This is a genomic window from Photobacterium chitinilyticum, from assembly GCF_004104355.1.
In the GTDB taxonomy this organism is placed as follows: domain Bacteria; phylum Pseudomonadota; class Gammaproteobacteria; order Enterobacterales; family Vibrionaceae; genus Photobacterium; species Photobacterium chitinilyticum.
In genome coordinates, this window is sequence record NZ_RJLM01000005.1 from 324,611 (window position 1) to 350,030 (window position 25,420).

32 protein-coding genes are annotated in these 25,420 nt (G+C 47.2%); 22 read left to right on the forward strand and 10 right to left on the reverse strand.

Going from position 1 to position 25,420, the window contains the following annotated elements; translation table 11 throughout:
* Positions 1-102 precede the first annotated feature (102 nt).
* The 13 genes from EDI28_RS14525 (at position 103) to EDI28_RS14570 (ending at position 6,257) form a co-directional block, all read left to right on the forward strand.
* Complete coding sequence (locus tag EDI28_RS14525; protein ID WP_128784602.1) at positions 103-954, forward strand: major capsid protein P2; 852 nt, start codon at positions 103-105, stop codon at positions 952-954.
* Between the two features lie 9 nt (positions 955-963).
* Complete coding sequence (locus EDI28_RS14530) at positions 964-1,242, forward strand: hypothetical protein (RefSeq protein WP_128784603.1); 279 nt, start codon at positions 964-966, stop codon at positions 1,240-1,242.
* Positions 1,239-1,394: a hypothetical protein gene (locus tag EDI28_RS26995; protein WP_164918564.1), complete on the forward strand. Its 156-nt coding sequence runs from the start codon at positions 1,239-1,241 to the stop codon at positions 1,392-1,394. The genes EDI28_RS14530 and EDI28_RS26995 overlap by 4 nt, the downstream gene beginning before the upstream one ends.
* Positions 1,391-1,597, forward strand: a complete 207-nt coding sequence (locus tag EDI28_RS14535; RefSeq protein ID WP_128784604.1) for a hypothetical protein — start codon at positions 1,391-1,393, stop codon at positions 1,595-1,597. The genes EDI28_RS26995 and EDI28_RS14535 overlap by 4 nt, the downstream gene beginning before the upstream one ends.
* Positions 1,597-2,028, forward strand: a complete 432-nt coding sequence (locus EDI28_RS14540; protein WP_128784605.1) for a hypothetical protein — start codon at positions 1,597-1,599, stop codon at positions 2,026-2,028. The genes EDI28_RS14535 and EDI28_RS14540 overlap by 1 nt, the downstream gene beginning before the upstream one ends.
* Positions 2,021-2,545 (forward strand): chemotaxis protein, encoded by a 525-nt coding sequence (locus EDI28_RS14545; RefSeq protein ID WP_128784606.1) that lies wholly within the window; start codon positions 2,021-2,023, stop codon positions 2,543-2,545. The genes EDI28_RS14540 and EDI28_RS14545 overlap by 8 nt, the downstream gene beginning before the upstream one ends.
* Complete coding sequence (locus EDI28_RS14550; protein WP_233353384.1) at positions 2,542-3,318, forward strand: hypothetical protein; 777 nt, start codon at positions 2,542-2,544, stop codon at positions 3,316-3,318. Before EDI28_RS14545 ends, EDI28_RS14550 begins: the two co-directional genes overlap by 4 nt.
* Positions 3,315-4,412, forward strand: coding sequence for a hypothetical protein (locus EDI28_RS14555; protein WP_128784607.1), 1,098 nt, complete (start codon positions 3,315-3,317; stop codon positions 4,410-4,412). The genes EDI28_RS14550 and EDI28_RS14555 overlap by 4 nt, the downstream gene beginning before the upstream one ends.
* A complete protein-coding gene (locus tag EDI28_RS14560; protein ID WP_199287434.1) occupies positions 4,409-4,921 on the forward strand; it encodes a virion protein in 513 nt (170 codons plus the stop codon). Before EDI28_RS14555 ends, EDI28_RS14560 begins: the two co-directional genes overlap by 4 nt.
* A 100-nt stretch (positions 4,922-5,021) precedes the next feature.
* A complete protein-coding gene (locus EDI28_RS14565) occupies positions 5,022-5,435 on the forward strand; it encodes a hypothetical protein (RefSeq protein WP_128784608.1) in 414 nt (137 codons plus the stop codon).
* Between the two features lie 2 nt (positions 5,436-5,437).
* Positions 5,438-5,578: a hypothetical protein gene (locus EDI28_RS27000; RefSeq protein WP_164918565.1), complete on the forward strand. Its 141-nt coding sequence runs from the start codon at positions 5,438-5,440 to the stop codon at positions 5,576-5,578.
* 65 nt (positions 5,579-5,643) lie between these two features.
* On the forward strand, positions 5,644-5,802 hold the full coding sequence (locus tag EDI28_RS27005) for a hypothetical protein (protein ID WP_164918566.1): 159 nt from the start codon (positions 5,644-5,646) through the stop codon (positions 5,800-5,802).
* A complete protein-coding gene (locus EDI28_RS14570; protein WP_128784609.1) occupies positions 5,799-6,257 on the forward strand; it encodes a type II toxin-antitoxin system death-on-curing family toxin in 459 nt (152 codons plus the stop codon). Before EDI28_RS27005 ends, EDI28_RS14570 begins: the two co-directional genes overlap by 4 nt.
* A gap of 33 nt (positions 6,258-6,290) precedes the next feature.
* On the opposite strand, the gene EDI28_RS14575 is transcribed toward EDI28_RS14570, so the two are convergent.
* Together EDI28_RS14575 and yciH are read right to left on the reverse strand one after the other, a co-directional pair.
* The gene (locus EDI28_RS14575) at positions 6,291-6,773 is read right to left on the reverse strand and encodes a phage protein (RefSeq protein WP_128784610.1); all 483 of its coding nucleotides are present in this window, start codon (positions 6,771-6,773) and stop codon (positions 6,291-6,293) included.
* Positions 6,774-7,365: 592 nt separating this feature from the next.
* Positions 7,366-7,689 (reverse strand): stress response translation initiation inhibitor YciH, encoded by a 324-nt coding sequence (yciH, locus tag EDI28_RS14580; RefSeq protein WP_128784739.1) that lies wholly within the window; start codon positions 7,687-7,689, stop codon positions 7,366-7,368.
* Between the two features lie 120 nt (positions 7,690-7,809).
* Between yciH and EDI28_RS14585 the strand changes: the two genes are divergently transcribed.
* On the forward strand, positions 7,810-8,415 hold the full coding sequence (locus EDI28_RS14585; RefSeq protein WP_128784611.1) for an HAD family hydrolase: 606 nt from the start codon (positions 7,810-7,812) through the stop codon (positions 8,413-8,415).
* Positions 8,416-8,524: 109 nt separating this feature from the next.
* On the forward strand, positions 8,525-9,040 hold the full coding sequence (locus EDI28_RS14590; RefSeq protein ID WP_128784612.1) for an ATP-dependent zinc protease family protein: 516 nt from the start codon (positions 8,525-8,527) through the stop codon (positions 9,038-9,040).
* Positions 9,041-9,099: 59 nt separating this feature from the next.
* Here EDI28_RS14590 and EDI28_RS14595 read toward each other — a convergent pair whose 3' ends face one another.
* Positions 9,100-9,462: a DUF3319 domain-containing protein gene (locus tag EDI28_RS14595; protein ID WP_128784613.1), complete on the reverse strand. Its 363-nt coding sequence runs from the start codon at positions 9,460-9,462 to the stop codon at positions 9,100-9,102.
* Between the two features lie 249 nt (positions 9,463-9,711).
* On the opposite strand from EDI28_RS14595, the gene EDI28_RS14600 reads away from it, so the two are divergent.
* Positions 9,712-10,683: a tyrosine-type recombinase/integrase gene (locus tag EDI28_RS14600; protein ID WP_128784614.1), complete on the forward strand. Its 972-nt coding sequence runs from the start codon at positions 9,712-9,714 to the stop codon at positions 10,681-10,683.
* Positions 10,684-10,758: 75 nt separating this feature from the next.
* Here EDI28_RS14600 and EDI28_RS14605 read toward each other — a convergent pair whose 3' ends face one another.
* From EDI28_RS14605 to EDI28_RS14620, 4 genes are all read right to left on the reverse strand, one after another.
* Complete coding sequence (locus EDI28_RS14605; protein WP_128784615.1) at positions 10,759-11,397, reverse strand: putative adenosine monophosphate-protein transferase Fic; 639 nt, start codon at positions 11,395-11,397, stop codon at positions 10,759-10,761.
* Positions 11,387-11,560: a YhfG family protein gene (locus EDI28_RS27655; protein WP_128784616.1), complete on the reverse strand. Its 174-nt coding sequence runs from the start codon at positions 11,558-11,560 to the stop codon at positions 11,387-11,389. Before EDI28_RS27655 ends, EDI28_RS14605 begins: the two co-directional genes overlap by 11 nt.
* Positions 11,561-11,659: 99 nt before the next feature.
* Positions 11,660-12,652 (reverse strand): D-alanine--D-alanine ligase, encoded by a 993-nt coding sequence (locus EDI28_RS14615; RefSeq protein WP_128784617.1) that lies wholly within the window; start codon positions 12,650-12,652, stop codon positions 11,660-11,662.
* Between the two features lie 325 nt (positions 12,653-12,977).
* Positions 12,978-13,592 carry an SPOR domain-containing protein gene (locus EDI28_RS14620; protein ID WP_233353385.1) on the reverse strand — a complete coding sequence of 205 codons (615 nt, stop codon included), beginning with the start codon at positions 13,590-13,592 and terminating at the stop codon, positions 12,978-12,980.
* A 118-nt stretch (positions 13,593-13,710) separates the two neighbouring features.
* Between EDI28_RS14620 and EDI28_RS14625 the strand changes: the two genes are divergently transcribed.
* Both EDI28_RS14625 and EDI28_RS14630 read left to right on the forward strand, forming a co-directional pair.
* Positions 13,711-14,220, forward strand: a complete 510-nt coding sequence (locus EDI28_RS14625) for a DUF2301 domain-containing membrane protein (protein WP_128784618.1) — start codon at positions 13,711-13,713, stop codon at positions 14,218-14,220.
* Positions 14,221-14,394: 174 nt separating this feature from the next.
* Positions 14,395-17,088 (forward strand): bifunctional acetate--CoA ligase family protein/GNAT family N-acetyltransferase, encoded by a 2,694-nt coding sequence (locus tag EDI28_RS14630; RefSeq protein WP_128784619.1) that lies wholly within the window; start codon positions 14,395-14,397, stop codon positions 17,086-17,088.
* 94 nt (positions 17,089-17,182) lie between these two features.
* On the opposite strand, the gene EDI28_RS14635 is transcribed toward EDI28_RS14630, so the two are convergent.
* Together EDI28_RS14635 and EDI28_RS14640 are read right to left on the reverse strand one after the other, a co-directional pair.
* A complete protein-coding gene (locus EDI28_RS14635) occupies positions 17,183-18,076 on the reverse strand; it encodes a LysR family transcriptional regulator (protein WP_128784620.1) in 894 nt (297 codons plus the stop codon).
* A 268-nt stretch (positions 18,077-18,344) separates the two neighbouring features.
* Positions 18,345-18,998, reverse strand: a complete 654-nt coding sequence (locus EDI28_RS14640) for a hypothetical protein (RefSeq protein ID WP_128784621.1) — start codon at positions 18,996-18,998, stop codon at positions 18,345-18,347.
* Between the two features lie 322 nt (positions 18,999-19,320).
* Between EDI28_RS14640 and EDI28_RS14645 the strand changes: the two genes are divergently transcribed.
* Positions 19,321-19,668, forward strand: a complete 348-nt coding sequence (locus tag EDI28_RS14645) for a hypothetical protein (RefSeq protein WP_128784622.1) — start codon at positions 19,321-19,323, stop codon at positions 19,666-19,668.
* A 100-nt stretch (positions 19,669-19,768) separates the two neighbouring features.
* On the opposite strand, the gene EDI28_RS14650 is transcribed toward EDI28_RS14645, so the two are convergent.
* Complete coding sequence (locus EDI28_RS14650) at positions 19,769-21,046, reverse strand: NRAMP family divalent metal transporter (RefSeq protein WP_128784623.1); 1,278 nt, start codon at positions 21,044-21,046, stop codon at positions 19,769-19,771.
* 436 nt (positions 21,047-21,482) lie between these two features.
* Here EDI28_RS14650 and EDI28_RS14655 point away from each other — a divergent pair, with 436 nt between their 5' ends.
* Genes EDI28_RS14655 through EDI28_RS14665 form a run of 3 tightly spaced genes read left to right on the forward strand, consistent with a single transcriptional unit; the run spans position 21,483 to position 25,358 of the window.
* Positions 21,483-24,752 (forward strand): intermembrane phospholipid transport protein YdbH family protein, encoded by a 3,270-nt coding sequence (locus EDI28_RS14655; protein WP_164918567.1) that lies wholly within the window; start codon positions 21,483-21,485, stop codon positions 24,750-24,752.
* Positions 24,753-24,800: 48 nt separating this feature from the next.
* Complete coding sequence (locus tag EDI28_RS14660) at positions 24,801-25,016, forward strand: YnbE family lipoprotein (protein ID WP_128784625.1); 216 nt, start codon at positions 24,801-24,803, stop codon at positions 25,014-25,016.
* A gap of 18 nt (positions 25,017-25,034) precedes the next feature.
* The gene (locus tag EDI28_RS14665) at positions 25,035-25,358 is read left to right on the forward strand and encodes a YdbL family probable chaperone protein (RefSeq protein WP_128784626.1); all 324 of its coding nucleotides are present in this window, start codon (positions 25,035-25,037) and stop codon (positions 25,356-25,358) included.
* Positions 25,359-25,420 lie beyond the last annotated feature (62 nt).

Sequence of the window (25,420 nt, forward strand, 5' to 3'; positions counted from 1 at the left end):
ATGTGATTACGGCTGTAATTGCATTGGTAGTCGCCGGGGGCGTTGTCTGGGCGTCAAACAATGTCGATGCTGTCGATGATGTAATCGGGTAAGGGGTAGGTCATGGAATTACTGAGTACTCCTTTCGCACCACGCCCCAAAGAGCTTGACCCGGTAGAGGGTGTCGGCTGGGGCAACCGTGCATCATTGCGTCTGGTCGCTGGCCCGACGTATCACAGTATCGAGCTGGTCACCGATATTACCGACCCGGCAGATATCGAGCGCGTCGAAGTGGCGCTCAACGGTACGCCAAAATACAGCATCAGCGGCGAAACGCTGGTCGAGTTGCAGGCCCACCGCAAGAACTACGCCGAGCCGGGGCGTTATATCGTGTCGTTTGGCGACCCGACGCTACGTACAAAAATCGGCGTCCGTCAGACCGACCTTGTCACCTTGGGCGGTGAAATCTGGTTTGTCTATATCACCCTGAAAAGCAAGCCCGCAGCCGATGCCGACGGCAAGGCCATCCATGCGCCGAGCATCCGAGCCCGTGCCCATGTACTGCCATCACAGAGCGTGCGCTATTACATGCCGCGCCTGTATGAAATCACATGGCATGCTGCCGCTACTGGCCGCACCCCGTTTGATTTCTCCGAGCGCAGCCCGGCACTGAACCTCAAGCGCATCCACTTCAAGGACGGTTCTATCGAGCGTGTTCGCGTCGTGCGTGACGACCTCGAAGAGCTGAACGTCACCAAGGAAGACAACGCGTTTGACTTGGCCCAGTCGAAGAAAGAGCAGTGTGTTGGCTGGTTCAGCCTTGATTTCATCCGCTACGGCTTCGGTGCCGACGGCATGCTCAATACCGCCGCCCGCAAACAGCTGGCCTTCGAGCTGGACAAAAACAAGGTCGGCAGTGTGCCGGTGATTATCGAAGCGGTTGAGCAGGTGAACGCATTGCCGGAAGCGGCATAAGGGGGCGGCATGGATTTGCTTGATAGCCTTGGGGAAACCTTGGGCGGCCTGACCGATTCGGTACTGAGCGGCGGCGAAAAGCTGGTCGACTCTTGGTTTGACCACGAGGCCGACAAGGTCGCGTCTGCCGCGCCGGAAGAAAACCGCACCGTCACGCATAAGGAGCCCGCCCAGCAACCGACCGGGCAGCCCATTTATCCCGCGAACACCATGCCGACCAGCATGATGATGTTCGGCGGCATGATGGTGCTGATGCTGTTCATGCTCCTGATGCTAAGGGGGAAATGATGCCGTTACTATTCTGGCCGTTGCTCGCTGGCACCGTGGGCTTTGTCAGCGGGCTATTTACGGGGGAGGCGCTAGGCCGAACCCTCAAGCTATTGGTCGCGGTGGTTATGGGGCTGTGGCTCTACAACATCGTATGGGGGAAGAAAGCATGATGGGCATTCCGGGTATCACCAACTCCGGCACGATGCCGATTGATGCGGGCGGCGGCTCGGCTGGACCGTCGAGCGCCAAGGCCAACAACAAGTCGGGCTTTCGTGTCGGGGCCATCAATATGGGCGGTGGCGGCGGTTCAAACCTGCTGCTGTTCGTTGTTGTCCTCGCAGGAATGTGGTTTCTGATGGGCAAGGGGGTCTGATGTATTTTCGATTAGTCAGGCCAACAGCCGCCGACTTTGCCGCGCATTTGAACTTGCTCAAGCCCGCCTTCGTCGGCTCGGATGACCCCAAGGGGGAATTTGAGTTCGTCCGTACGCTGCTCGAAGAAGGGCGCGGTAGCTTTTATCTGCTGGCAGGCAAGGGCATCAAGCTGTGGTTCGTCAGCCGGGTGATTGACAGCCGTTACCACATCATCGCCATGACTGGCCGCGGTTTGGTACAGGCTGCCAGCCACATTATCGAGCGGGTAAGCCAATGCGGCTATCACGCCATCAGCTACCACACCTACCGCAAGGGCATGCGCCGGATTCTGAGCCGCTTCGGCTTTGATCAAACCGAGCAGCTGAGGGAGTTTGACGGCAAGGCCGAAACCGTTCATCAACTGGAATTAATCAGGGGGGCGCATGGGTAAGGGAGGCAGCAGTTCAAGCAAGAACACCACCACAACCACCAATACCAGCGGCCAGAACGCCATTCAGGGCGACAACCTCGGCGTGGCAATTTCGGGCGTCAACGGCTCTAACATCAATGTCAGCATGACTGACCACGGAGCAATGGCCCGCGCCTCCGAGCTGGGCGAGCTGGCATTGACCAGCAACACCCAAGTCTCGACCGCCGCGCTGAAAATGGGCAAGGATACCGTCGATTCGGCGATGGACTTTGGCCGCGATGCCATCAGGGCCAACGCCGAGGTGTCGAACAATGCGATGGAACACGTCAGCACCGCCCACGGCGAAAATCTACAGATGCTGGCCGGATTGGCAGGCAACCAAGCGACACAGAACGCCGAGAACCTCGCGACGATTAAAGACCTCGCCGCGATGAAGGCCGACGGCGGGCAGGTCGCCACCTCCAAGCAGATGACCGTCATGGTCGGGCTGGTTTTCTTCTTCTTGGCCATGATGGCTATTTTCGGAGGCAAGAAATGACGTTTAAACGTGTGATGCAACCGCGCCAGCGGGAGCAGTTTCAGGCTATCGGCGAGTTTCTGTATATCGAAAGCTGTCCCGGCACCGTGCTCATCCAGACCGAGCGCGGCGAATACCGCCTCCAGCCCGGCGCACAGGTGATTGACAGTCGCCTGACGGGCCGGATTACCGTCGAGAACTTGGACGAGGCGGGCACCGTGTCGATTATCTGCGGTTTCGGGCGCTACATCCCGCCAACGGACGGGCAGGAGGTCACGGTTACCGATATGCCTCCGATGGTGTTCGCGCCGGGGCAGCAGGTTGGTATCTCTCAGCTGCCGAAAATCCAGCTTGCCGACGGCCAGCAGGTGACCGTGTCACAACTGCCCGCTATCCAGCTGGCGGCCAATCAGCAACTGGCCGTGACGCATCTGCCAGACGTAGCACTGGCAACGGGCCAGCAGGTCGGCATTACCGAACTGCCCAAGGTCAAACTGGAGACCGGGCAGGCGGTTCGCGTCTACGGCACCAAGCCGCTGCTGACCAAGCCCGTCGGCGGGGAGGCCGTATCCAGCCACGTTTTGACCCTGACTGCCGGGGCCGCGGCACTAGCACAAAATACGTCACGCTGTCACGTTCTGGTCAAGGCACCGAGCACCAATCTACACGCCGTGACCCTCGGCAGTGACTGGGAGCTGGCACCGGGCGAGCCGCTGAAACTGGAAACCACCGCCGAGCTGACCTTTGCCGGGACGGATGGCGACACCATTCAAATTATCGAGGTGAGCCGATGAGCACACTAAAAGACAGGCTGCCAGCAGGCAGCGCACGCAACAAGATTGAGTTTCTGGCCGAACTGATGGAACTGACCGTTGCCGAGCTGTACGAGAAAATCGCCGGGCTGGGCGGGGCCGAAAACCTGCTGGTCAACCCGCGGTTCAATGAGTGCTGGACGTCACAGTCCGGGGCGCTGGCGCACATGGTTCGCAGCCTGCACATGACCGCAGGCGTGAAGCCGGATTTGTCCCTGACGGTGGGCAACGGTCGCGGCTCGATGCTGGTCACAAACGGCTGGGCCATGGAGGTACCTTTCGACAAAACCCAGAGCTATCCGTCACTGGTTGCCAACGGTCGCCCTTCGAGCTGGAAGCAGACCGTAGACAGAGAAAGCGGTGCGCTCCAAGTGCTGTGCCGGGACTTTACCCTTTATCAGGTGGTCACGGTGCCGATGAACGGCATGGACCACAAGGCACTGAAAGGACGCTTTACCCTGACCGGGGTCAAAGGTGCAACGGTCACGGTGGGGATTGCCAAGCTGAGCCCCTACAACAACAGCATGGACCTGAGCTGGCGATATGGCGAAAACACCTATGTCATGGATAAAACGCATCATATCGACGAGCCCATCACCGTAGAGACCCAAAGCGTTGATTTATACCAGTATGCCCGCTCTGGCCCCGGCGTGTACGCGCTGTTCCTCAAGGTGGAAAACGGCGGCAGTGCGTACATTTATGACGCGGCGCTCTGGCACAGCGAGGTCGACGGTGAGAGCCCGACCCGGTTTATCAATCACCGTCAGCCCGACAGCTACGGGCACTTTATTGACAGCGACCCTTTGTCAGGTGCCGCCAAGTTTGAAACGGTGGCCCCCAATACCGTCAAGTACAGCTTCAACCGCCATTTCCCGTACATGTACGACCCGAGGCAGCATTTGATTATCAACTGCCGGGACTACAAGAGCGCCAAGGTGACGGACATCAAGCCGGATTCGCTCACCATCGAGTTCAGCCAGGCGGATTACACCAAGCTGAACGGGATGAACGACTTCGGCTATAACTTCTGGCTGCAATACAGTTCGATGCCTGTCGGGCTCGGATTCTACCGATGAAATGGCTACTGGCGTTGGCCCTCGTTTTACTTTGGCTCAACAGCCGCAAACAGGCCGCCCGCTCGGGTGGCCTTTCATGGAACCAGCTAACAGGGATGACAGACACTATGGCATCAGGCAAAAAGCGCGGGATTCGCAACAACAACCCGCTCAACATCGAATACAGCAAGCGCAACAAGTGGCGCGGGCAGGTCGGCAGCGACGGCCGCTTTTGCATCTTCGACGATGACAAATGGGGCTTCCGGGCAGCAGCCCGCGTCCTGCGCAGCTACCAGCGCCGCGGCATCAACACCATTCAGAGCATCGTGCATACCTTTGCGCCGAGCAACGAAAACGAAAGCGACCATTACGCCGACTTGGTCGCCCAGTGGACGGGCTACGGCAAGCATGACTTGCTCGACGTTCGCAACGACGACACCGCCGCGGCACTGATTAAGGCCATGGCCCGGATGGAAGTCGGCTATCGCTACACCACAAATGAAGTCATGGAGGGGGTAACACTGGCATGAGCCCCGCAACCAAAAAAGTTGCCACCAAGATTGCAATCAGCGTCGCCGGGATGGTTCTCGGCGCGTATGCCATCAAAGGTCTTCGCTCCGTGGGGTGGCTATGATTGGACTGATTTCGACATTGATATCCGGCGGCGTCACGCTCTACAGACAACGGCAGGACAATAAAGCCAAGGTGCAGGAACGCAAGGACCGAATCAGCGAGGCCAAAACCGTCTCGACCATCAGGCGTATCGAGCAAGGCGACACCAATGCCGCCAAACTCGACGAGATGAGCATTGCCCAGCGCGGCTGGAAAGACGAATACCTGCTCATCATTACCACGGCACCGCTGATCTTGTCGTTTGTCCCGGACTACGCAAAGTATATCGCGCTCGGGTTCGATGCACTCAATACCATCCCGGATTATTACTGGTATGGCTTGGGAATGGTCTACGTTGATACGTTCGGCTTCCGGCGCATGGCACGCGTAGCGGTTGAGCGCTGGCTAGAAAAACGGTTCGGGAGTGGATAACAATGACAGAATTGCTAAAAGAGCTGGCGAGCATGGGGATATCGCCCGATAGTGTCGCCATGCTGCTGTTTCTCTACCGGATGGACAAGCGTTTGACCATATTAGAAACCGTATGGAAACAGATAAATACAAAGGCCGCCTAAACAGGCGGCTTTTGTTTTGTCGGCCACTGGTTTATATTCGAGTTATAAACCACGAGGATGTAGTTATGAGCAAAACAATTAACCAACAAATAAAAGATGCTATTCATCAACGTGAGGCCGAAGGCGTCAAATTTAGCCACGCACCAAAAAGTAAAATTAATGCATCTCTTAAAAATGTGTTGAAGAAACACCGTTCTACAATTAAAGAGCTAGCTGACCGATGAGTGAACTGCTGTTTCTAGATGCTCTGGATATTCAAGAAATACATGATGCAATTCTTGAATCAGAACCCGGTCTAAAGGGTATGAATTCAGACAAGCTTGAAGCTGTGGCGGGACGGGTAAAAAACATTTACTCGTATAGCGATGAGATAGATACCGCTTTCAGCTTAGCCGCACATTACGCGGTAGCTATTGCGAAAGGCCATGCTTTTGCTGACGGTAACAAAAGAACCGCATTCGTTAGCTTGGTTACAGTTTTGGATATCAACGGATTCCCAGTTCCGGAAAAAATCAGCGAAACTATCATGAATAGTGATTCATGGGCTGACATTATGGTGAAAGTGGCTGAGGGCACTATAAATGCCAAGCTATTGACCAGTACGGTGGCTTTAACATACATGGTCGGTGCCTTTGGTGTTGGCATCGCCGGAATAGCGCAGATAATGAGCAACAAATAAGCCCGCAACCGCGGGCTTTTTTATGCCCGGAGGCTAGGGAAGCCGCTTTGCCTTCTTGGCGGCTGCCTTGGCCTGTGCCTTGCGGTAGGCCTTCTTCTTTTCCTTTGTCACGGTGTCACGTTTTGGCTCCTTGATGCGCCGACCGCCGCGGAACGGCAGCGGCGTGACCACGTTGGAGCGCCGCGGGATATAGTCCAGCTCGTACATCCGTTTCAGGGTATGGTACTCGTCGAAGCGCAGCGCCCATGACATCAGTTCGCGGGGACTGAACCGACGGCCGTCCGGGGTGACAATCACGCAGTGGTGCTCGTCGATTTTGAACCCGGTCCAGCGGGTATCGTCCGGCAGATAGCCGCGGGCCCGGATAAGCAGCAGCTTCTCGGCCATCGGGTTGACGTCCATCCAGCCGGACAGCCAGCGCTTGACGGTGACGGGCTGGACATGAAACCACGCCGCGGCCTCGGGAACGGACGTGAAGTTCTGCCAAAACAGTTTTACAAACGATTCGTGGAGCATGAGGTACCTCGCAAAAATCCTAGCCAATAAAAGTTTTTTCCGATTAATGAAGGGCTTGTTGATTGGCGGTAGCAATCAATTGCGGCAACTTAGCCACAGCCGACGTGAACAAGCTTTTCATCAAGGACAAAAACTAACGGTTGGCACGCGGTTTAAAAACACCAACGTTCGAAGATAACTAACTGTTTCCAGAGACTTTTTGCAGGATTAAACAGGAGGTTTCCGGGCTGACCCAAATGATGTTAAATAAGTACCCCTCAGTGCGCATTATGTATATTATGTTAAATTCCTAGGGTGTCCGATATCTGTGTGGGTGCATCTATTGTGTGTGTACCATGCTCCCTTTCATCTTTGCATCATTACCTTCTTTTCTGAGTACTGTACAATTTAACAGTATTGACTATTTACCATAAAATAGGTAATTAGCACCTATTTTTAAGCACTGCTGCAAATGGTTAGTTTGCCTGGTGTTTCAAAGTTAGCTGGAATTACAAGAGATCCGGTTCTGTGATTGTTATGCACGTAACCATAACGCTTTACAGATAAAAACGAGCCCGAGCATTCTCGGGCTTCTGTTAATAAGTTTCTGCGGTTAACCGCCGGCTAATTTGACTGTGTGGCCTTTTTTCTCGAGCGCAGCTTTGATGACATCACGCTTGTCGCCCTGAATTTCGATACTGCCATCTTTCACTGAACCGCCACAGCCACAAACTTTCTTCAACTCTGCAGCGAGTAGCTTTAACTGAGCATCTTCAAGATCAAGACCAGTCACGATGCAAACGCCTTTGCCTTTTCTTCCTTTGGTTTGACGTTGAATACGAACAACACCATCACCCTTGGGGCGCTGTGGTGGTGTTTTCTCTTCTTTGATTCGGCCTGTTTCTGTGGAGAATACTAAGCGGCTGTTATCATTCATTGGGAAAAAATCTCGTCTACTTTCTGGGATTTGTGAGCCTGGTAATAAGTTCACTGTTCAATCTTGCAGATTACCAGTTACCGAATATTATCAATAAATGGTAGTAAAACGGAAACTGTTATGATTCGTAACGTAATCTTTGATTTTGGTGCTGTCTTATTTCACTGGGACCCACACCAAATTGTGGCATCATTTACAGATTCTATCGATGAGCAAAATCTCCTGCTGGAGGATGTTTTTCACCATCCAGACTGGCTATCACTTGATCGCGGCACCATGCTGATGGCTGAAGTCATTCCAAAGTTTGCAGCTAGAACGGGTTTGACTGTTTCTCGAATGGAAGATTTTTTTGAACATGTTCTAAACAGTTTGGTGAAAATTGATGAGACAGAGGAGCTTCTGTACCGGTTGTTAGACCATCACTATTCTATTTACTACCTTACTAATATGAGCAGTGCCTTTTTCGAAACGCTTAATGAACGCAACAACTTCATATCTTTGTTTAAAGGAGGTGTTGTATCGGGTAAAGAATTAATGATGAAGCCAGATCCTGAGATCTTTAAATTAATCATCGAGCGATATGATTTAGTGCCAAGTGATACTCTCTTCATCGATGTTCACGAGCAGAATGTCAACGCGGCTCAAGCATTAGGATTTCATACTGTGCAATTTGAGCTTTCTGCGTCATGCTTTCATTTAATTAACAAGATCTTAGACATAAATTAGTATTCTTTAGAAAGATTGAGTGAGTTCAGCAAGTAGTTTTAGTAAGCTGGAACGTACTTATCAATCTATTGTCTATATTGAGAACTTACTATAAATCTTAGGAGCCTGTGTGAAAAAACTTCTGCTACCCGCCTTGATACTGTTTTCAGTCACTGGTGCAAATTTAGCGATGGCTGACGGTAAAGAGAGCAAAGATAGGTCGATTGTCGGCCAAGTGGAGACAATCAAAGTTCACGAGCTAGATCTCGACTACAAAGCTCGGATTGATACTGGTGCTAAGACGACATCAATACACGCAACCAATATAAAAGTGACTGGCGAAGATAGCGACAGTGATGATATGCGAGATCACCTCGGAGAGACTGTTGAGTTTACTTCTATAAACGAAAGCGGTGATAAAGCAACTTATAAAGGCAAAATTATCAAAGTTAGCAAGATTCGAAATGCCCAAGGGGTTGAGCGTCGTTATGCGGTGAAAATGGATTTAGGTTGGAACGGCGAGCATAAACGCGTCGCTGTTAATTTACGCGATAGAAGCAAACTTGACTATAAACTACTTATCGGCCGTAACTGGCTAAGTGGTGATTATTTGGTCGACGTTGACAAGCTTGACGAAGATGATTAAGTACCAACTAAACGCCTTATATGGCGTTTAGTTGGCCTAAAAAACGTTACCACCCTACGCTACTTTTGCTGTTTAAGCTTTTCTATAACAGCATCTAAGTGCTTTTTAATTGCAATGGGCGATCCTTTCAATAATCGTCCACGTAACATCACGTACCATTCATTAGGCTTTCCACTGTCATTCATCAGCTTAAAGCCTTTATAGTCTTCGATTTTTTGATCTGCATGCTGGGGTTGAGAATCAACACCAGCAAATTTTTCAGGTGGCATAAATGCTTTCATATCACACCACCAGTCAATGCTTTTCTTAACCAGTGTCAGTTTACTTGCAACTGGACGCCCATTAATAATGGTTTTCCAGCCATCTGGGTCACCAGTAGCATTTTCAATATTGTGTCCACGATGGAATATTCTTTTCTTCATCCACACTCCTCAACTAAGTTGAGTCAAATCTCTGTACAAAAAACAAACATCAAATAAGAGTCTTATTAGGTAATAAGTATTGTTACAAAAACTCATAATATCCACTGTTATTGAAGCATTTCGTTGCTCATTTGTCTTCTTGATAAGCGTATAAATTTGTTGTTTGTGTGATTTTCTTCAGTATTTACTATGTAAAAAATTAAGATTGATATACTCTTGAAGTTATAGTGCACTAGAGCATCATTACTAATGGCTAAAACAATTCCACCTATCGATAACAAAGAACAACAACATCTCAGTATCGAAGTATTCGAAAAGTTTATCGACTCAATCGAACCATGGAAAGAACTCACGCACCAACAATACGCAAAAAACACGCTAGTCGCATTCAAGAATGATTGGAACAACTTTGTCGCTTTCTGCTTGGATAATAAAGTCTCGTGCTTACCCGCAACATCAGATACTGTTCACCGCTATATTGATTACATGTCCCGCTCTAGAAAGCTATCAAGCCTGAAACGTTACATAGTCACTATCAGCTTGGTTCATCGTTGTCATCGGCTAACCGACCCTTGTGCCCATACAGAAATACGGCTTGAGATGAAGAAACAACAACTAGAAAAGCATGACGATTACCAAAATGCATCAGCCTTTCGTGATGAGCACTTGCAACGGCTTCTCGATAGCTTTGAGCTATCAACCAAAGTTAAAGACATCCGTGATATGGCTATATGGGCGGTAGCCTTTGAAGCAATGCTTAAACGCAGTGAACTCGCAGCTTTAAGTATTGAATCAATAGAGGTACATGCCAATGGCTTGGTTGATCTATTGGTGTCCGATAGAACAATTGCCCTAAGCTCAGTATCGTCAAAGGCTTTACAACGTTGGCTTGTTGTTAGCATGATTTGTGATGGCTTTATATTCCGCCGTATTGACCGCCACAGTAACATTGGAGATCAACCTCTTGACCACTCGTCTATCTACCGAGTATTTCGGCGCGCTAGCGATGAATTAAATTTACCTGCATCAACCCTCTTTTCCGGCCAATCTCCACGTGTTGGTGCAGCCAAGGATTTAGCCGACTCAGGACTCTCTATTAGTGAAATTCAAGACCAAGGACGGTGGAAAAGCCCTGCAATGCCCGCTCAATATATTGGTAATACAGATCGTCATGACAAGGAAATTGCCAAATATGTAAAGCCTAAACCATGGGAAAAATAAGAATGGTGTATTAATTAGTTACAGATGCAAAGTTATAGGGCGTTAGAATGAGTAAAAGCATACGGTTCAACGCCTCTACTCTGTTGGACTATCAGCCCAGTGCTCTCGCGGGCCTCGTTGTAGATCGATAGGAAAAGTAATTCGCTCGAACAAATTCTGTAGCGGCTTAAGCTCGCCAAAATAGCCCATCTGATTGGCTTCGACCCACTCTTTTAAGTTGATACCTTCCCAGCAGACTTCATAACCGGCATTGATAGCCAAGATTTCAAAGAAGATACGTTGTACTCTGCCATTACCCTCACGGAACGGGTGGACAATATTGAGTTCACAGTAATAATGCGCCATGCGTTTAATAAAGCAATCAAACGCTAACCCAGAGAGGTGCTCTTCTTGCTCCAATTCGTTGAATAATCTCTCGGCTTCGCGCTGGATATTAGCCATATGGCAAAAACGTGTTTGTCCTTTGGTAATATCAACTTGGCGAATTTGCCCAGCCCAGGCATACAAATCTTGGAATAGGTGCTGGTGAATTTTTTGCAGGTACGCGAGGTTGAACTGATCAAACTCAGGTTCAAAGTGCTCAGCTCGGACTCGGGTAAAATCTCTTTCAGCGAGTTCAAGCTCGTCTTCATCCTTAATCGACAAACGATTCTTAAGGATCGATGTACCGGGATAACAATCCGGGTCCTGATTTACACCATATTTATCTCGCATATCGCTGTTTCAATCTGGCAATTTTAACGGATTCAGTTGATCGGTCTATGTCACTATCCATTTTTGCTGGCTCAACATCGAAACCTTCCAGTTGTAGGCTCGCCCTGTAATTTCGGGCTCGTAGAGCTTTAAAACGCTCACACTTTTGTTTCGTTGTCAGCATAGTTTTCCTTTCTCACTTCTATACCCAGTATTACATCTCCAGACAGAATCGCCAATGCAGCAGTTAGGGGAACCGAGCCCCCTAACCATCACTTACCTATTAAATGGCTGCGGCTTTAATCGCTTGCTCTAGGTATGCCCCGAATTTATGGCCGTTGTGTTCTAACATCTTAGGGAACATAGATATTGGCGTCATACCGGGGAATGTGTTGATTTCGTTTAGCAAAATCTCGTCATTTTCACTTAGAAAGAAATCAATCCGAGACAAATCTTTCAGTTTCATCTGCACAAAAGCCTTACGTGCATAGGTACGGATCTGCTCAACTTGTACATCAGTCAAACCAGGTGCTTCAACAGTTGTCGTTGAGTGGCTATCTGAACTGTACTTTTCTTCGTAAGTGTAAAACTTATCATCCGGACAAGATACTTCACCGGGTTTTGTAATCACCAACTCATCACCATACTGATACGCTGCTATTTCTAGCTCACGCGGCTTAATCGCTTTTTCGATCAACACTTGTTCGGAATACGAGAATGCCTTGTTCACCGCATCGGCCAGCTCTGCCTTGCTTGCAACATGATAACAACCCACGGATGACCCCTGACAAGCGGCCTTGATAAAAACCTTACCCCACTTCTCTAGTGCGACCTCGGCCTGAGCATGGGTATCTTCGTTATTTTCGCTGAGGAATACGTAAGGCGTATTCGGGATATTGAGTGCATCAAACCAGAGTTTCGTCGTGATTTTATTGAAGCAGTTTGTACTGGCCTCTGCACCGCAACCAAAGTACGGCAGTTTCGCCATATCTAAAAATGATTGGAGATCACCGGTTTCACCCGGATAGCCGTGAACACACGGGATCACATAGTTGATTTGAGTTTTTTGGTCGCCGACTTGTAGTGAACGGTCAAGGTTTAGCTGACAATGCGAACCTTCGCTATCAAACCAACCGTTCTCTTTCATCTCGACGCGGGTGTAAGTAATGTCATCAATCTGCTGGAGCTGCTGTTCGATAAAGTTAGCAGAAACGAGAGAAACTTCATGCTCGGCACTTCCGCCGCCGCACAGTAATAAAACATGGATTGAGCTCATTATCATCCCTTGTAGTACAAACTGACAGACATTGTCTTGTCAGCCATCATTTGTCGCAGCTTAACGTCGATGCACACAACCGGCATCTAACGCGCAAGCTATAATTCTGTCTCAATAGTAATAAAAAAAAAGGAAATAGTGCACCTTACATAGCAACTATCAGTCAAATATTTCAATAATCTGACAAAGATTAACCACAAAATCCACCGGAGCACCCCCTATCCGCAGTTATCCGCCAAAAAGGTCATTCTGAATAGTGAAGATAGCTGCAGCCAATACCTGAGCGATATAAAAAAGAGAGCCAAAATGCTCTCTTTTTAGTGGACTAGTTTAGCTTGGTCAGCTTTGGTGTTGATGATGATTTAATCTCATTAAGACTTCGGATAAATGGACCATAGTCTTTTACATCGTTTGGTAGTGCTGCTAATGCCTGTTTCGCTTGCTCGCGAGTGTCATAGTGACCATATAACAAGGTATACCAAGGCAAGCCTTGAAGCTCTTTCTTATTCATCCAAACTGGCTGGTTCGAAGGCAGTTTATTCATATAAGGCCTGAAGCCTCTGTTATGACTTAATGCGAGCACCTGAATAGTATAGCCATCAGACGCGACCTTTGAATATTTGTAAGCTGGCTTCTGTTTTTTAGGCGCTTGCTTTTTAACCATTTTTTCTTGCGGATGTTGAGGCGTTATTTTCACAACCTGTCTTACCGGTTTAGGCTTAACGGCTTCCTCTGCCACAGCGATTACTGTTTTTTCAGTTTTCACTTTTTGCATATGCTCTAGTGAGCGAATCTGTTCTGCCGTGTAACTTTCTTCGGATGAAGAGGTTACAATCTGCATGTTTTCATTGTCTGACGCACACCCGGCTAGTACCGTTACTACGGCGAACACGGCGATTTTCTTCATTATAACTCTGCCAAATAAAATCTCTTCTCTCATTTTGCCGTTGCTTTTTACCCCAATCAACCCTTACTTTACGATAGATCAATAACTATCAGTCATTGGTCACATGATTCCGATGTAAAATACCCCATTCTTCCTGCTTCTGGAGCTATAAATGGCCGATCCGCATATTCAAAGTCAACTGGACAGCCTGGATAAATTAACAGTTATTCTTTATCGCGGTGCACTTACTGCCTCGGCAGCTATCATGTTGTTAATGGTCTGGGGGTCAAGTTTTGCAATTTCTGCAATGGTTGTGGCCGCTCTTATTGCTGCATGTACTGTACATATTTACGATAAACGTTTTCGGTGGTTAATCGTTGGCAGCGGGATGTTTGCCTCTATTTGGCTGACACTTGATATCTGGCCACCTCTTGCTCTTGGTGCCGCTTTATTTACTTTTAGTGCTTTGGCAATCAAAGAGTATTTCTGCTTTAGACTCAAAATATTAACGCTAACGCCACTAACACTTGCCGCTTTTTGGTTCTGTTTTGCCTTTGGACAGGAACAAATCAGTATTGCTTTTGGCATTATCGGTGCAATTTTATTAGCGACAGCTGCGATCGCAAAATGGCGAATGCCAATTCATTACGATATCGGTGATAAGAGCCGCTACCAAGTCTAACAAACTCCAGGCGCTGTGGTGGCCATTGGCAAACGCAGCGTCCAACATTTCTTTGTTAAAAAGTCCGCTGAATCAAACAACTCGCCATTGATCACAGCTCACAAACTTTAATCAGAAACTCCAATCATCATCCGTTAGACTCTGGTATAACTCTCATTAATGTCGGGTGAAGTTATGGATGGACTGGACAAACTACTCAAGCCAAAATCAATCACGGTGATTGGTGCATCAGACAGCCCTAATCGGGCGGGAAACGTTGTCATAAGAAATTTGCTTTCAGGTAGTTTCCACGGGCCTATCATGCCTGTCACTCCAAAATATGATGCCGTAGCAGGCGTCCTAGCCTACCCGACTATTGCCAGCCTGCCTCGCATCCCTGATTTAGCGATTGTCTGTACCAATGCACATCGCAATGTCGACATAGTCCGTCAACTGGGTGATAAAGGCGTAAAAGTTGCTATCGTACTTGCCGCTGGCATGAACAGCGATTTTGACGGTAACGGAGAAACTGAAGAAGCCCGCATGTATGCGGTTGCAAAACAGTATGGTATGCGCCTTGTTGGTCCAAACAGTATGGGGTTAATTCTACCCTGGCTCAATCTAAATGCATCATTTTCACCGGTAGCGGCCAACAGGGGCAACATCGCCTTTGTTTCACAATCAGCAGCCGTCTGCACCACGATCCTTGACTGGGCCAAAGATAAGAGCCTCGGTTTTTCCACTTTTCTCTCTCTGGGTGATGCGTGCGATATTAACTTTGCCGAACTACTCGACTCACTTTGCCGCGACAGTAAAACCGAGGCCATTCTTTTATATGTAGATTCTATCAAAGATGCGCGTCGTTTTATGTCTGCCGCACGTGCAGCAGCCCGCAACCGACGGATCCTCGTTCTAAAAAGCGGGCGGACCCGAGCAGGAGCAGCTGCTGCGCACCTGCATACAGGCGGAGATATCGGTCTCGATGCAGTCTACGATGCGGCAATTCGCCGTTCAGGTATGTTACGGGTACACAATACCCATGAACTGTTCGCGGCCGTTGAAACGCTGGCCCATTCAGTCCCTCTGCGCGGAGAGCGGCTTGCTATCATCACCAATGGCGGAGGCCCGGCCATTATGGCTGTCGACGCCCTCTCTGATCGCGGAGGAAAGCTCGCAGCACTTAGTGAAGAGACAACTGAAAAACTCTCTGAAGTGCTTCCTGCCTGTTGGTCTCACTCCAATCCTGTCGATATCATTGGTGATGCAGACATTAATCGCTATGAGAAAGCGATTCGAATTTTGTTAGACAGCGATGATTTCGATGCGCTGCTTATTATGCACTCTCCTTCCGCTATCGCCCCCGGTCATGAAACGGCCAAGCGCTTGGCACATGTTCTTCAGTCCCATCCCCGTACCAAACGCTTCAATATCTTAAGTAACTGGGCTGGCGAAAATGAAGCGGCCGTTTCTCGGCAAATTTTTACTGAGGCAGGCTTTCCTGCCTATCGAACCCCAGAAAGCGCCGTCTCAGCCTTCATGCATTTGGTCGAGTACCGCCGAAACCAGAAGCAACTGATGGAAACGCCCCTTTCTTTCGGTGAAATTCAAGCCAATCCTCGGCATGTCCATGACGTTTTAAATCACTTGCTGGCGCAAGGGGTCTCTGAGCTAGAAACCCATGAAGTCCGTCCTGTACTTGAAAGCTACGGTTTCAACACGTTACCAACCTGGATAGCAACCGATCCTGCCGAAGCCGCACATATTGCCGAGCAGATTGGCTATCCGGTTGCGGTAAAACTACGCTCCCCCGATATCCGCCATAAATCTGAAGTACATGGTGTAATGCTACATTTGCGGACTGCGGCAGAAGTCGCCAATAGTGCCCAGGCTATTTTAGATCGGGTCTCGCTGAACTATCCGATCGCCCAAATTGACGGCCTTTTAGTCCAGCGGATGGCAAAACGTTCAGGTGCACAAGAACTTCGCATCTCTGTTCATAATGATTCGGTCTTTGGTCCGGTGATCATGATGGGTGAAGATGCGGCCGAATGGGATATCCACAAAGATGCAGCAGTCGCGATCCCACCGCTTAATATGGCACTGGCGCGCTATATGGTGATTAATGCCATAAAGACAGGCAAGATCAAGCAACGCAGCCTGCCAGAACGAATTGACATACCGGCGCTGTGCAAGCTGCTGGTTAAGATTTCCCAGCTAATCATTGACTGCCCTGAGATTGTTAGCTTCGACATTCACCCTCTGCTGGCCTCTGGTGATGAAATGACCGTCATTGACGCCTCGATGAGCATTAAACAGTTTGATGGTGATAAGCAGATACGCTTGGCCATTCGTCCTTACCCCAAAGAGTATGAAGAACAAGTCACGCTAAAAAACGGCTCGTCTATCCTGCTTCGCCCAATCTTGCCGGAAGATGAACCAAAGCATAAGTCCTTTATTTCTAAGGTGTCAGTCGATGATTTGTACCGTCGCTTTTTCTCCGATGTCGGTGAATTAAATCATGAAGCACTGGCTAACCTGACACAGATTGATTACGACCGGGAAATGGCCTTTGTCGCGACACGTCAGATCACTCTGGAAAATGGCGAGGAAGAAGAAGTGATTATTGGGGTAACTCGAGCCTTGTCAGACCCCGAAAACGAGGAGGCAGAGTTTGCGATTCTAGTTCGTTCTGACTTAAAAGGTGTCGGACTTGGCCGTATATTGATGAACAAGATCATTAGTTATTGCAAACAGCGTGGGCTCCAGCGGATATCGGGAATGACGATGCCATCGAACCGCGGCATGATCATGCTGGCCCAAAAAGTCGGCTTTGAAATTGATATTCAGATGGAAGACGGAGTCGTGGAAATGCTCTTGCCGCTCAAGTAGCCTCATTAATAAATAGCTGACCTCGAAGAGAATAATGGCGATAGCATGGCGCCATTATTCTTTCTGATCTCTTTACCTATAACCCGTTTAACTCTTATTTAAACTGCTTTTTCCACAGACTCTCAATGTGCTGGATACACCATGTTTTGGCTTTGCCCATCCTGCTACGGTTCCAGGCTAGTACCATATCCAACTCATAGACAGGATCATCACCAATCACTACCAACTCACCATTCTTGATGGCTTCTTCGGCGTAACAAGTCGACATTGTCGCGATACCCATTCCGACTTTGAGTGCAACAAACTTATCGTACATCGAACTCACAGTCAGTAACGGCTGCTCATCAAGTATATTATGAGTAAGAGGCGGCAAACTTCTTGCGGTATCAGCAACGGCAATACCACGGTATTGCTGCCTGACCAAAGGATCTAGAGGGTTTTCATGCTGATGAATAGGATGATCCGGATGAGCAACCCAAATAGTATCAAGCTTGCCTATTGGCTGAATTTTAACTTCTGGGGGAGCAACACTAGGTGCAGGTGCGATTAACAGGTCAGCTCTGTCTTGCGCAAGGGCTTCCCAGCATCCGGCAAGAATTTCTTCCTGAAAACGGATACGAGTCTTGCTCTGCTTTGCAAGCCCATCCACCAGCGGCAACATATGATCTAATTTAACCAGGCCATCATACGCAATGGTTATGTCCAGCTCCCAGCCATGAGCCAATGCACTGGCATCAGAAATCATTTCATCAGCTGCAGTAAGCAGTAATCGCCCTCTTTCTAATAGCAAGCGGCCCGCTTTGGTAAAAGCAGCCTTATGGCCTGAACGGTCAAAAATCACCAGATCCAGATCCTGCTCTAACTTCTGTACCTGATAACTCAAAGAGGAAGGCGCACGCCCTAACTCTTCAGAAGCAGCGGCAAAACTCCCCCGACGCTCTATCGCATCCAGCACTAATAGTGCTTCAAAAGACAATAATTTATTCACTTCTTCTCCCAACGGTGAAGCTGACATCTTTTTTTAAGGTTGTATCACAGTTCCGCATTCTATTCCCATGAAAAAGAGAATATCTACTTTGCTATACAGCTTAGGGATATATATCTATAACTTCACTGCTGGTTAACGAAGAAAGTAATCATTCGAATTATTGAATATTTAATCAATACTTAAAGTATATTCCCCGAGGATTTTTTACCTCGATGACAATTTAGTCATTATCATGAATAAATTGCATTTGTTAGCTTTCATGCTAGATCTAGATCTCGCTCACAAGGTGTTGACTAAGATTCACGTCGCCGACACCGATTTCAATGTCAATTTGATGATCTCCTGCTCCGGTAAAAGTCAGCTGATCAGATACGATTACTCGCTCTTTAAGCAGGTCACCTTGTTCAAATCCATGGACTTGAATTTCACCAACACCGACGGCCGCACTCACATGATCATAGTCCATACTATTCACGCCTACCCAGGCTGAACCGACGCCAATATCTGCTTTTAGCGACTGACTGAAACCATCCACTTCAACATTGCCGACACCGACTTGAATTTGCAGAGCCAGCTCTTTGGGTATACTCACCGTCCATTGCTGGGTAATATCGTCTTCATCAATTTTCAGTTGGAGTACCTGATCAGTGATCTGTTGTGTTAAGACTAAGGCATCAAGATCTGTAGCAACGAAAAACCAACTTGATGAGTTATCCTCAACATCCACTCGATAGGTGACAACATCGCTCTCGACCACCTGAACAGTAAGCATCCCTACCGGAACTTCCAATGCCAGCTTGGTCAACCCCTGCTCACTAACGTCAACACTACCTGAAAAAGTCCGCTTATCTTTTGCGACCACAATATTGCTTAAAGAGAAAAGCGCGATAAATACAATAAGTAAGCCAAATCCTTTCTTCATGTCGATTCCTTTAACCTACGATATGATTCTTGTGTAAAGGTAATAGCAGGTAGTGTGCCAAGTATTATATCCAATAACTTCAATGAGTTAACTTAATCAAACGGATGATCACCACCCTTTAGTGGCTAATTTGACCGCTGCATGGCAAAAATAACCACACACCAATGAAGTTTCGAACTATGAGTTCAATCTTCAAACATAAAAGAATAAGCATTTAATTGATCTGCATTAATATTGACAGAAATGTTTTGTTCTAAAGTGACAACCAAGTGACCGGGAAGACTAAAATTGATTTAAAATCAAAGATTAAGGATTAACCATTATGGATAAACCCTCACAATCGCTTTCACAGACTATTTCATATCTCAAACATTGCTCTTCGCAGCTGATGACCAACCAAGCTCTCTCTCCTGCCAGTCTCTCGGCGCAGCGCGTTCATGAAATTGCTTCCATTGAATATCTCGAACTAGAACACGCAGCCAAACAAGTAACCAGCATTCAAAAAGAGCTCTTCCGTGCCATTCTTGCACTAGAAAATGACGACAAAACTGTTGTCAAAGAAGCGCTATCAACTGCTATTCATCAAATAAACAGTGAACTTACTGTACCTGCCTCCAAAGCTGATAATAAGATTGACAAAGTCGCCTGTGATCCTGCACTTGCAGGCTAAATCGACTTATGAACAGCACACAAAAAAAGCCCTCTGTGCGAGGGCTTTTTTGCTAGTGTTAGATCAATTTTTAGATGGAAATTCTTAGGTAATCAGCAGCCTACATCAGCCACTTCCACCAAATAAACACAGCCAGAAAACCAAACAGATAAGTTAACCCTGCCCACGACAGCATTTTCATTGTACGGCTCCATTGCAGCGCCTTCGGCAAGGCCGTTTTAGCCACCAACCGATAGTTCAACAACGCAAATACCGGTGTCGTCATAAAAGCCAGCACCATGGCAAAATTAAGCAGCGGCATCAATGCAGAGCTAAAGAATACAATAATACCCATCGCAGCAGCACTCACAATCACCATCCAGGTATTATGGTAACTACGCTGGTCTAGTGGCTTGTTCTGAAGCAATAACTGGGATTCAGCCAAGGCTCGGGAATAACCATCTATAACGGTAATAGTGCTACCGAAAATACAGAAGAAGGCGATAGCCGCAATTAAATAGCGAGCCCACTCGCCAATCGTCGAAGCATACAACCCAACTAACTGATGTGAAAATCCAATGCCTGAGCTTTTTAATTCGGTGCCTGTTCCATGTAAGACCAGCGCCCCTAGTGCCAAGAAGATAATTGCCAGAATAGCCGTGCCGATATAGCCAACATTAAAGTCAAACAGTGCCGATTGTGCCGTCACCTTTTGCTCTTTCTGCTGACTCTTGAGCCAAAGTGATGTCAGACAAGAGATCTCTATCGGTGCGGGCATCCACCCCATCATAATCACAATAAAGCCAATAGAAGCGATAGACCATGCTGAAGGAGCCTCAAAGCCAGCCTGCGCCGCACTTCCGTTACCAGCCGCAATAATCACTGCAGATAAGGTCGCAATAACCAATACCGCCATAATGACTTTCGATAAGCCATCAAGCGCCTTGTAATGGCCTGCAAATAAGATCACCAGACAGGCAATCGCAATGACGGCAGATAATATCGGCAGAGATAACGTTACCGGCAAAAAATAACCAAGCAAACTGGCGCTAAATAGTAGCAGTGCCGAGGTGTTAACAATACCAGAGATCAGGCTTAGTCCGGTAAAAACCCAAAGATAACTACGTCCCATTGTGTCGTAGCCTTGGATCAAGCTGTTTCCGGTTCCCATCGTATATTGAACGCCGGCTCTGAAAAACGGGTATTTAAATAGGTTAACTAATAGGATTAACGCGGCCAGTTGCCAACCATAAATGGCTCCCGCCTTCGTTGAAGCGACAAGGTGTGAACCACCTACGGCTGCCGTCGCCATCATAATCCCAGGGCCTAAAGATTGAATTAGTTGCTTAATGCTACTACCATTTCCGGCAGAAGTTTGAATTGATGCTGTGTCCGACATAATCACATCCTGATGATTTTATAGTTCTAATACTGGGTGTTGCCCTCCAATTTCTCGCAGTTTTAACGTCAATGATCAAGCCTGCCTCTACGTGCTATCAGCAACTATCACTACTAGCCATGCTCATAACAGTGGATCATATCTACCGGCAATTGTAATACTTATTGGTTGTCGGGTGTTTACAGCAAAAAAAACAATAAAAAAAACATTTCATTTCAGTGTGATTTTATCAATCCGTGGGTAATTATTTATCCACTCTTTTCTGTTTTCCGGATTATGCTTAATAAAAAGGTTTTATATACCAAAGCTAGTTATCGAACGAAGGCGGTTTTGATGATTCATGAATGAAACAGAGAATACACAGCCCACGATAGCCATACCCAAAAGACAAATAAAAAGCCGAAGGAAGCGACTTTTTCTTTATGGCCTATTGGTTATGCTGTGTGCTCTTATTATTCCGGCGATTGTTATCCCGCCATGGCTAGCATCCAAAGGGATTGAGATTAATGCGATCTCCGGAATAGGTTTCAACCGAGGTCTCGTGATCGATGAAATGTCCGTCACAATCAACAAAAACGCGCTAACTTTTCAAAAACTTTCCTTGGAACATTTTGTTGACAAGGACAGCGCCATCTCCAATTCATCGTGGCGACTGTTTTCCCAACACACCGAAGTCCGACTCTCTTCAGATATCTTGAATACCCTGAAGCAACAAAACTTCAGGTTAGGCAATCTGATACTGACTGATACGGCTTTCAACTTCACTGATCTTTCAGAGCCTTATGTATTTAGTGCCCATGCCAGCACTGTCGAAACCTCTCTGTTTGATAAACGTGACATTGCAGTCAAACAACAAATTAAGAATATCGACCTTGTTTTGACAACACAGCCTGCCGTGGTCATTAGCGGCTTTATTAAATACGGCACCCTCAACCTACTGATCCCGGGAGACAAAGCGGCAAACCGTTATCCATTTGACTTTGAAAACGCAAACTTTTCTATCAGCTGGCAAGCTGATAAAACACCTCTTTCCGTTCATATAGCCACACTCACCCCCAAATGGACCACCGTCACACAGAGTTACATCCAGTCGGGACAAAACATTGCTCTTGAGCTTGATCTCAAACAAGCTGAAAACAGTATTAAGCTAACAGCGGATAAACTCTGGCTTGATCAACCGAGTCAGTTACCAGAATTTATCAAAAAACCTAACGATACTAATCAGGGCCTTCATCTAGGACGAGCTATTGCCAAGCTCTCCTTGCTTCCTTTACGTAAGCTTAAAATTCATGACTTCAGCTACGGCGAGCTGATCATTCAGTCGCTTCTGGTACTCGAAACACCCAAAAAACGAAGTAACAAGCCCGATAAAAAAGCTCGGTTGAAACTGATCGGAAAGGCACTTGGCCCCGATCCCTATGACATTGATGTGTTGGTTGAACATATCAATGATCAAGATGCTCACTTTTCAGGAACAATCGCGGGTCCGAAGGGTAACAGCCTGCAATGCATGGCCAAACTCCACTTTTCCAGCCCATTACCGACATCACTTAACTGCAGCGCTAATTTCCGCCAAACCAAAGAGCTAACTGACAGGCTCAAGTTTTATGACATGCCTAATGCGTCCCTTAGCGAGCCGCTGGTTATAAGCGCGACTCAAACAGCCTTCAGCCAAGATACAATCACCTCCAAAGCTATGCATCAGGATCCTGTAACAGATGCTTCTACCGCAGAGGCTATTTCAAGAAACCTAGACAACATCACGAAAGCCCGCTACCAAATAAACGTTACGTTACCCCGTCACATCAAAGTAGCTCTAAATCAATTTTCGTTTCGGCACCCAATGTATGCTACCACTTCTGATAGACCAAATAAGAAAGCAGCCGTCTCTACACTATCTTTCAGCACAGATGGAACGCTAACCTTTGATGCCCTATACCAATATGGCAGGCTGGCATTTGATCTCAGTGAACCCACTGAAAAAATCACGATGGAAAGCCCCCAGCACGACAGTTTTTTTTCTTTATTATTTAATAGATTACGCTGCACCATCAACTTAGATCAACGCCATCCGCCAAGTTCGTTACAATGTAACAGCAATATGCATTTTCAAACCCGGATTGATAGGCTTTCTCCCTCCGCAGATACGGAACTGAATCAGATTGCTGCCAGCAGTGATATTGACCTTAAATGGTCATCCCAAGAATTGATCATGCAAATTCAAAATACCCAGCTCAATGTTGCTCAAGCAGCATTGCCTGTGGCTGCGAAGCTTGATCCCACTCTAGTTCAGTCTCAGGCTACAGGTTTATTGCTGCAAGTAGGAAATATCAAGCTATCACAAGTATCAAATCATGATTCATCACCACAACTGACACTCCAACTGGCACCTGATACCGAAATCCTCATTACCAGTGATTTCTATAGTGAGAAAGTGATTTCAGAGGAGATCATTTCCGGACAAGCTTCCGAGCAGTCACGAAAACGATCCCTACGTAACAAGAAGCAACTTCCTGTGCAGAAATACGATGCAAAACTAACAATTGCTTTAAAAGGCACAACCATTATTCAATCGAACGGGCAGTTGAAGATAAATACTCAATACCAAACAAACCTCAATCTAAAACAGAACAACCAGCGATTACCTTCTTTTAGCAGCCAAGGCGATATTGTACTAAAGCCTGAAGCCTTCAAAATCACCGGCACCTTAAACAGCGCTGCAAAAGCTCGACTGATGCAGTTTTCGGTGGATTCTGATTTGGAGCAAGATCAAACTCGAATAACATTACACCGTAATGAGGTTTACTTTGGTCCGAAACGTAGTTTAAAAAAACACTATTTACCGAACCTACCGATCAAGTACGATCTCAACAACGGAAAGGTTAGCTTTGATGCTGATCTGCTACTTAACAAAGGAAAGCTAACTGGTGAATTTGCTGTCTTTGCCGACAGTTTAGGCGGATATATACACGGATTTCATTTTGCAGATCTCAATGTCTCTTTTACGGCAGCCATCACCCCAGGGGGGATCCGCTCAAAATATCCAATCAGTCTACATGCCGGCCTGCTACATGCCGGAGTGTTACTCGAGAACATTTTTGCTCTGGTTGAATTTGATACCAAGAACAACCGCTATGCGCTTCACCGCGCCAGTGCTTATCTGTTAGGCGGCTCTATCAGTACCCATGGGATAACCAGCTCATCACTGACTAACATCCCCCACATTCCTATCCTTGTCCATCGCCTGGATCTGGAAAAACTCATGCAAGCCGTTGAGCCTAATGATGTTGAACTTACAGGTACGCTAGATGGCAGCTTCCCTATGTCGATACAAGACGGCCTGCCTGCGATTCAGAGCGGTAAGCTCCACTCTCGCTATCCGGGAGGTGTACTCCGCTACCGGGAAGGTTCTGCCATTGACAAGAATGTCGAAGCCGCCGGTGAAAATAGCCTGTTAGTGATTAGCAAGATTCTCAAAAATTATAAATACGACTCGCTGGCCGTTGATATAGACTATTCTAAAGAAGGACAATTAAACGCTAGTTCGCGGTTTAAAGGCTACAATCCTGATTTTCAAAATGGACGGCCGGTATATATAAACTTGAACATTGAAGACGATATTCCAGCACTAATAAAGACGTTGAATACGATAAATTCATCAAAGCTGGAAGGTCAATTTTTAAAGCAGCTTGGTTTAGATGAGTAGCATTATTGCGCTTTTGTTTAACATGACAGCTAAGAATGGTCGTAGCTCATGGATATTCAGCTAAAACTTTTCAGCATACTCACAATCCTTGCACTCGTTGCAATGTTTGGGATGATCGGTATTTCCGGCTGTACGCCCACCGTACAGGTCACGGCATCTGACAAACCCATAGAAGTAAACCTCAATGTAAAGATTGAACACGAGATCCGAATAAAAGTTGATAAGGAAATTGATGACTTGTTCAGCGATGACGATGTATTCTGATACGGCAGGGAGATTGCCATGAAGAATGTTCTAATCCTTTTTTTTGCTGTTTTCATATCAGCCAATGCCTATGCCCTTGACCTACAACAGGCCAAAGACCAAGGCTTGGTTGGTGAAGCAAACTCAGGCTATGTTGCCGTTGTTACCTCAACAGCGTCCAATGAAGTCCGTCAGCTCGTGTCTTCCGTTAACAATCATCGTAAAGAACGCTACAAAAAGATTGCCGTTTCTCATGGACTAACCAGCTCGGAAGTTGGTCATCTGGCTTACCAGAAAGCAGTCGATAAAACCAAACCCGGTAACTACTACCAAAATGCAGCAGGACGATGGATCAAAAAATAGCATCGGCAATTATCTTGAATTCATTATGTTCAGTATTTCTTAACCCTAGCTTCAATATATTT

Coding starts and splice junctions, on each gene's coding strand:
- EDI28_RS26995 (WP_164918564.1), top strand. CDS start 1,239: ATGATGCCGTTACTATTCTGGCCGTTGCTCGCTGGCACCGTGGGCTTT.
- EDI28_RS27000 (WP_164918565.1), top strand. CDS start 5,438: ATGACAGAATTGCTAAAAGAGCTGGCGAGCATGGGGATATCGCCCGAT.
- EDI28_RS14535 (WP_128784604.1), top strand. CDS start 1,391: ATGATGGGCATTCCGGGTATCACCAACTCCGGCACGATGCCGATTGAT.
- EDI28_RS14645 (WP_128784622.1), top strand. CDS start 19,321: ATGGATAAACCCTCACAATCGCTTTCACAGACTATTTCATATCTCAAA.
- EDI28_RS14620 (WP_233353385.1), bottom strand. CDS start 13,592: ATGAGAGAAGAGATTTTATTTGGCAGAGTTATAATGAAGAAAATCGCC.
- EDI28_RS14600 (WP_128784614.1), top strand. CDS start 9,712: ATGGCTAAAACAATTCCACCTATCGATAACAAAGAACAACAACATCTC.
- EDI28_RS14555 (WP_128784607.1), top strand. CDS start 3,315: ATGAGCACACTAAAAGACAGGCTGCCAGCAGGCAGCGCACGCAACAAG.
- EDI28_RS27655 (WP_128784616.1), bottom strand. CDS start 11,560: ATGCTGACAACGAAACAAAAGTGTGAGCGTTTTAAAGCTCTACGAGCC.
- EDI28_RS14650 (WP_128784623.1), bottom strand. CDS start 21,046: ATGTCGGACACAGCATCAATTCAAACTTCTGCCGGAAATGGTAGTAGC.
- EDI28_RS14630 (WP_128784619.1), top strand. CDS start 14,395: ATGGATGGACTGGACAAACTACTCAAGCCAAAATCAATCACGGTGATT.
- EDI28_RS14665 (WP_128784626.1), top strand. CDS start 25,035: ATGAAGAATGTTCTAATCCTTTTTTTTGCTGTTTTCATATCAGCCAAT.
- EDI28_RS14570 (WP_128784609.1), top strand. CDS start 5,799: ATGAGTGAACTGCTGTTTCTAGATGCTCTGGATATTCAAGAAATACAT.
- EDI28_RS14655 (WP_164918567.1), top strand. CDS start 21,483: ATGCTGTGTGCTCTTATTATTCCGGCGATTGTTATCCCGCCATGGCTA.
- EDI28_RS14660 (WP_128784625.1), top strand. CDS start 24,801: ATGGATATTCAGCTAAAACTTTTCAGCATACTCACAATCCTTGCACTC.
- EDI28_RS14540 (WP_128784605.1), top strand. CDS start 1,597: ATGTATTTTCGATTAGTCAGGCCAACAGCCGCCGACTTTGCCGCGCAT.
- EDI28_RS14550 (WP_233353384.1), top strand. CDS start 2,542: ATGACGTTTAAACGTGTGATGCAACCGCGCCAGCGGGAGCAGTTTCAG.
- EDI28_RS14615 (WP_128784617.1), bottom strand. CDS start 12,652: ATGAGCTCAATCCATGTTTTATTACTGTGCGGCGGCGGAAGTGCCGAG.
- EDI28_RS14595 (WP_128784613.1), bottom strand. CDS start 9,462: ATGAAGAAAAGAATATTCCATCGTGGACACAATATTGAAAATGCTACT.
- EDI28_RS14640 (WP_128784621.1), bottom strand. CDS start 18,998: ATGAAGAAAGGATTTGGCTTACTTATTGTATTTATCGCGCTTTTCTCT.
- EDI28_RS27005 (WP_164918566.1), top strand. CDS start 5,644: ATGAGCAAAACAATTAACCAACAAATAAAAGATGCTATTCATCAACGT.
- EDI28_RS14560 (WP_199287434.1), top strand. CDS start 4,409: ATGAAATGGCTACTGGCGTTGGCCCTCGTTTTACTTTGGCTCAACAGC.
- EDI28_RS14545 (WP_128784606.1), top strand. CDS start 2,021: ATGGGTAAGGGAGGCAGCAGTTCAAGCAAGAACACCACCACAACCACC.
- yciH (WP_128784739.1), bottom strand. CDS start 7,689: ATGAATGATAACAGCCGCTTAGTATTCTCCACAGAAACAGGCCGAATC.
- EDI28_RS14585 (WP_128784611.1), top strand. CDS start 7,810: ATGATTCGTAACGTAATCTTTGATTTTGGTGCTGTCTTATTTCACTGG.
- EDI28_RS14530 (WP_128784603.1), top strand. CDS start 964: ATGGATTTGCTTGATAGCCTTGGGGAAACCTTGGGCGGCCTGACCGAT.
- EDI28_RS14625 (WP_128784618.1), top strand. CDS start 13,711: ATGGCCGATCCGCATATTCAAAGTCAACTGGACAGCCTGGATAAATTA.
- EDI28_RS14525 (WP_128784602.1), top strand. CDS start 103: ATGGAATTACTGAGTACTCCTTTCGCACCACGCCCCAAAGAGCTTGAC.
- EDI28_RS14605 (WP_128784615.1), bottom strand. CDS start 11,397: ATGCGAGATAAATATGGTGTAAATCAGGACCCGGATTGTTATCCCGGT.
- EDI28_RS14565 (WP_128784608.1), top strand. CDS start 5,022: ATGATTGGACTGATTTCGACATTGATATCCGGCGGCGTCACGCTCTAC.
- EDI28_RS14575 (WP_128784610.1), bottom strand. CDS start 6,773: ATGCTCCACGAATCGTTTGTAAAACTGTTTTGGCAGAACTTCACGTCC.